Here is a 5885-nt window from a genome sequence, read left to right as displayed (position 1 = left end):
AACTGGTATGAAGTCCAAAGGAATTTATTCACTTCAGTTATACGTGAGCATATTTTGGCAAACCTGAGCCGTGATGGTATCGTCTAGAATACATAGATGATATTTTTTGTCAATGCGTAAGTCCTAATTATTTTTGTTGTCCGAACCAAAATTGGGAGGATGTAGCAGATTATCAGAGATACTGGGAGATGTTTCTCACGATTCTATCAATCGCTTTTTGTTAAGAGAAAGATATGAGCCGAAAGACTTATTCAGCGAAATTGAGAAAATAATCAACTTGACAGGAGGGATACTAAGTGTAGACGATACAGTCATAGAAAAGATTTACAGCAACCCTAAAAATGCTGAATTAATTAGTTATTTTTGGTCAGGAAAAGCTCATGAACTATTATTGGTTTCAATTTAATCACCCTGTATTACAGCGATATTAATGGTAATTCAGTCCCAATAAATTACAGGATTTACGATCAAAAGGAGGGAAAAACTAAAAACGATTATTTTAGAGAAATGGTGAGTGAAATAATAGATTGGGGAGTCAAGCCAAAAATAGTAACAGGGGATAGTTGGTATTCAGGAGTGGAAAATTTAAAATTTCTAAAAAACCAAAAATTGGGTTTTCTCTTCGGAATTGAAAAAACAGAACAGTATCAAATGAGCCACGTAGTTATTGCCAGGTAAACACTCTGGCAATTCCTGAGTCGGGATTCATAACTCATTTAAGAGAATTTGGATTTATAAAGTTGTTTAGAAAAAGCTTCAAAAAAGAGTCATCCAAACACTATATTTTCTATTTGCCAGAGTTAGAAAAGATGGCTGAGATTACAAGAGATGAATTTATCACAATTCATGATACTCATTGGCGAATTGAAACCTTTCATAGAGCTATCAAGCAAGTATGTGGGATTTGTCGGTTCATGGTAAGAGATACTTGTGCAATCAAGACTCATGTATTTTGTTCAATTAAAGCATTTGTAAAATTAGAGTTGATGCGGTCGGAAAAAATAATTAGTAACTGGTATGAAGTCCAAAGGAATCTATTCACTTCAGTTATACGTGAGCATATTTTAGCAAACTTTAGTAGTGCTGGCGTTGTCTAGAATACATAGATGATGTTTTTTGTCAATGCGTAAGTCCTAAATACTAACTAATCGTACCGTTGAAACCTCGTCTGTACAAACGATGTCCGTGCCAATCGGACTAAATACAATTACCGTCTAATCTTCAACCCCCTCTTAGGGTGCGTGAGTGTCTCTATAGATACAGTTTGAACCCTACGTCCAATCTTCAGAATTAAGATAAGAATTAAAAAAAACTAACACTTTGGGAAGATGCCAAAAATTTTATCTATGATAAAAATGTAGACATTTGTCTAAACTGTGCATTATATCAATTCCGGTTGGATCGGAATGATTTAACCGCAGAGAACGCAGAGGACACAGAGGGAGAGAAGAGAGATGAATAATTCCTCGGCTAGACGGAATTTATATTAAACACTTTCTGTTCTCACCAAAATATTCTAATCAATACCGAAAAAAACCATGCAATTTCTTCCCAAAACACTCCCCGAAAATCGATCGCAAATTATCCCAGTTAAAGAATCTCCCCCGCCAGAAGTTGTTACTTTCGATGTGGGCGGGATGAAATGTGCGGGTTGCGCTGCATCAGTTGAACGCCAACTCATGCAGCATTCAGGGGTAATTTCGGCTTGCGTTAATTTGGCAGTAGAAGTCGCGACAGTTGAGTGTCAACCGGGGGCTGTGGATGCAGAGGCTTTAGCGAAAAAGTTGACTGATAACGGATTTCCCTGTCAGTCTCGCTTAGGTGAAAATCAGCGGGAAGCAGCAGCGGTGGCAATTGAACGGCGGCGGCAAGAAATTCGACAGCAAATCAATCAATTGTCGATCGCCCTTATTCTAATTATTCTATCCGGTTTAGGACACATTCTCGGCACTAAAGCCCCAATTCTCAGCAACATTTGGTTTCACTGGGGACTCGCCACCCTTGCATTGCTGCTACCGGGCCGCCCGATTATCGTTGACGGCTGCCGCAGTTTATGGCGAAAGGCACCAAACATGAATACTTTGGTAGCTTTAGGCGCAGTCACGGCTTACACGGCTAGCAACGCGGCGCTGCTGTTTCCACGCATGGGATGGGAGTGCTTTTTTGACGAACCGGTGATGCTTTTGGGCTTTATATTGTTGGGCAAAACTCTCGAACAGCAAGCCAGACGGCGCGCTGCATCAGCTTTGCAAGCTTTAATCGCACTACAACCAGCGACAGCCCGCTTGGTTGATTTTAAACTGCCGATTTTAGATTTGGACTCTCAAGAGTTGCCTGCAAACTCGACATCTGCGGTCTACAATCCACAATACATTGAAATTCCAGCCGATCGCGTCCGAGTCGGAGAATGGCTGCAAGTTTTACCCGGTGAAAAATTTCCGGTAGACGGCGAAGTCTGCGAAGGCAAAACAACTGTAGATGAATCGATGCTGACTGGCGAATCGATGCCAGTTTTCAAGCAATCACCAGATACAGTCGCGGCGGGAACTATCAATAAATCTGGGGCAGTTGTGATGCGGGCAACTCGCACCGGTCAAGAAACAACTGTAGCTCAAATGGTGGCTTTGGTGCAAGCCGCCCAAACTCGCAAAGCGCCGATTCAACATTTAGCTGATACTGTCGCCGGATATTTTGTCTATGGCGTAATGGCAATATCGGCTTTAACTTTCCTATTTTGGTATTTTGCCGGAACTCATATTTGGCCTTCTGTGCTTTTAGGACACGATATGGGGCATGGGGCATCGGGCATGGGGCATGGGGCATGGGGCATGGGAAATCAATTGCCAATTATCCATTATCAGTCTTCTTTGTTGTTAAGTTTGAAATTGGCGATCGCAGTTTTAGTCATTGCTTGTCCTTGTGCTTTGGGACTGGCTACCCCAACTGCAATTTTAGTCGGTTCTGGCATCGGGGCGGAGCGCGGGCTGTTGATTCGCGGTGGCGATGTTTTAGAACGAGTGCATCAATTAGATACTGTGGTTTTTGACAAAACTGGGACTCTGACAACTGGAAATCTCACACTTACTGATTATTTGCCGATTTTCCAGAATTCTGAGTTGGATTTGAACTCGGATATTAATGTGGGAAACAAACAAGATATCTGTTCCACAATGTCCGCAATTGATGATATTTCTGGCAACAGGCAAGATGCCTCTTCCATAATTTCCACAATTTCCACAATTGATGGTGTTTCTGGTAACAAACAAGATGCCTCTTCCACAATGTCCGCAATTGATGGTGTTTCTGGTAACAAACAAGATGCCTGTTCCACAATTGACTCAAAATTGCTGCAAATTGCGGCGGCGGTGGAAAGAGGGGCTTGTCATCCCATCGCCGCGGCGATTTTGCGGGAATCTCAACAGCAAGGTTTGCCACTGCTAGCTGCTGAGGATTTCCACACGGAACCGGGATTCGGGGTTTCTGCTTTAGTAGACGGCCAGCGGGTGTTTGCGGGGAATGCTGAGTGGATGAGCCAGCAGGGCGTCGCTGTGACTGCGGAACTTTTGGAGTCTTGTAAAGGCAAAACGGCGGTTTACGTCGCTTCTGGGGGCGTTTTGCTCGGGGTAATCGGGCTAAAAGATACTCTGAGACCGGATGCTAAGGCGGCGGTCGATCGCCTGCGGGGTATGGGATTGCGGGTGATGATGCTGACGGGCGATACGGCGTCGGCGGCGTTGGTGGTGGCGCAGCAGCTAGGTTTGGCGGCTGCTGATGTTTTGGCCGAAGTGCGGCCGGAGGGGAAGGCTCGGGCGATCGCCAGTTTGCAAGCCCAAGGCTGTAAAGTCGCTGTAGTGGGAGATGGTATCAATGATGCCCCGGCTTTGGCTCAAGCTGATGTCGGTATCGGTTTGCACTGCGGGACTGATGTCGCGGTTGAGACGGCTCAAATTGTGCTGATGCGAAATGCTTTGATGGATGTTGTTGAGTCGATCGACCTTGGTCGCGCTACTTTTAATAAGATTCGCCAAAATTTATTCTGGGCTTTTGCTTATAATACTCTGGGAATTCCAATTGCGGCCGGTCTCTTGCTGCCTGCAACTGGAATTTTACTCAGTCCTGCGGCAGCAGGCGCATTTATGGCGTTTAGTTCTGTTAGCGTTGTTACCAATTCTTTGCTGCTGCGCCGGAAGTTTCGAGGTTAAATTTAGAGCTTCCAAATAAAAGTCATCAGTAATTAGTCATTAGCCAGGAACTAATGACTGATGACTGATGACTGATGACTAATGATTTATGGCTACAGTGCCATACTTTCCAAAAGCCGCCAGTTATTGTTTTTCATAACTGAACGACTGACTAGCTCGAACATTTGACGGCAGTGGTTATTGGTTTGCAGGGGCAATTCCTCGTTTTTGATTACGAAGTTCATGCGAACTTCTGAGTCACTAGCCGTGTTTTTCTCAATTAGGACTTCGGCGGTGACCAGTTTCGGAATCGAAACTTGACCCGGAAGTTCGCGAGCCATCAGGGAATCTCCTGTATTGTAGATAATATCAAGATTGCATGACTCTAAAATTTCAATCAGGGACTGACGGAGACGGTCGATCGGAACTGCAACGATAAAAAAACCAGTATAGCGAGCCATAGAAAACTCCAACCATGAGGCACTGAGACTTTATTATCATACCGAACCTAGAACAGATATACGGGAGGATTCATATTTATTTTATTGAGGTGCAAAGTTAGGCAATGAAGGGCAAACTTATCGTATTTGAGGGGGTAGAAGGTGCTGGAAAAACTACACAAATGCAGCGATTGATACATTGGCTGCAAGTAAGTTATTTTCAGAAAGTCCGGTTGGTGGCTACTCGCGAACCGGGGGGTACGGAGTTGGGAAAAGGACTGCGGCATTTGTTACTCAAACAAGATCCGGGTGAATCTGTATCCGATGTAGCAGAATTACTCATGTACGCTGCCGATCGCGCTCAGCACGTCGAAACTTTTCTTAAACCCGAGTTATCGAAAGGAACGATTGTTTTATGCGATCGCTTTACAGACTCCACGATTGCTTATCAGGGCTACGGCCGCAATCTTAATTTAAATTTAATTAAGCAGTTGAATGCAATTGCCACCGGCGGCTTGGAAAGCGATCTGACTTTGTGGCTGGATATTAATGTGGAGGCGGGCTTGACAAGGGTAAGGGCTAGAGGAGAGCGCGATCGGATCGAGCAAGCGGATTTGCAGTTTCACAAGCGCGTACAGCAAGGTTTTATGGAGTTGGCACAGGCAAATCAATCTCGAATTTTCCGGATCGATGCCGATCGCCCTGAAGATGCGATCGCCCAGGAAATTCAAGCGATCGTCAGTCGCAAGTTAGAAGCTTGGGAATATTTAAAATAATCCCAATTCCGAAAACTCGGCTGACATAGGTGGCCAAAAACCGGGTTTTTTAGGAAATATTTGCTAAAAATCCTCAATATTTCCTAAAAAACCGGGTTTCTTCCTTTTGTCTGGGCGCCGTGAATATAATTAGCCGAAATTAACCGACAAAAAATCCCAGCACTTTACTGGTTAAAACCTGGATACATTCCCATACGCTTGGGTTAAGCTTTTTTGATGATTGCGCTGCCCAGAGATCGATCGCAGTGTCTCTTTTTCACCGAGAAACGAGACGGAAGCCTCTGGCTTTTAGACATGAGGAGGAAGTCGGTAGCGGTTTCAACCGCCTTCAATATTTTTTTGTATTGGTTGTTTTACAGTCATATTTCAATCTTAAATCAAGAATACTATGCTAATATAAACCAAGGAGGGAAACAGAATGTATGGATGCCAGCAAAATCTAATTAGTCCAGACAAAGACTTAAAAGCAGTCTGAGAATTCTTGTGTA

General features: G+C 44.0%; 3 protein-coding genes and 1 pseudogene. 3 read left to right on the top strand and 1 reads right to left on the bottom strand.

All coding sequences use genetic code 11. The features are described 5' to 3' along the window. The first annotated feature begins 133 nt into the window (after positions 1 to 133). Positions 134 to 1097: pseudogene (locus tag QZ918_RS32815) on the top strand (IS701 family transposase). 441 nt (positions 1098 to 1538) lie between these two features. Further along, the gene (locus QZ918_RS32810; protein WP_293343213.1) at positions 1539 to 4202 is read left to right on the top strand and encodes a heavy metal translocating P-type ATPase; all 2664 of its coding nucleotides are present in this window, start codon (positions 1539 to 1541) and stop codon (positions 4200 to 4202) included. Positions 4203 to 4294: 92 nt separating this feature from the next. Here QZ918_RS32810 and QZ918_RS32805 read toward each other — a convergent pair whose 3' ends face one another. Beyond that, a complete protein-coding gene (locus QZ918_RS32805) occupies positions 4295 to 4642 on the bottom strand; it encodes a hypothetical protein (RefSeq protein WP_293158409.1) in 348 nt (115 codons plus the stop codon). A 104-nt stretch (positions 4643 to 4746) separates the two neighbouring features. Here QZ918_RS32805 and tmk point away from each other — a divergent pair, with 104 nt between their 5' ends. Next, positions 4747 to 5397, top strand: coding sequence for a dTMP kinase (gene tmk, locus QZ918_RS32800; protein WP_293343210.1), 651 nt, complete (start codon positions 4747 to 4749; stop codon positions 5395 to 5397). Positions 5398 to 5885 lie beyond the last annotated feature (488 nt).

The organism is Microcoleus sp. CAWBG58, from assembly GCF_020883045.1.
Classification (GTDB): Bacteria; Cyanobacteriota; Cyanobacteriia; order Cyanobacteriales; family Microcoleaceae; genus Microcoleus.
Note: the sequence above shows the minus strand (reverse complement) of the source record. Positions and strands in the feature narration are given on the sequence as shown.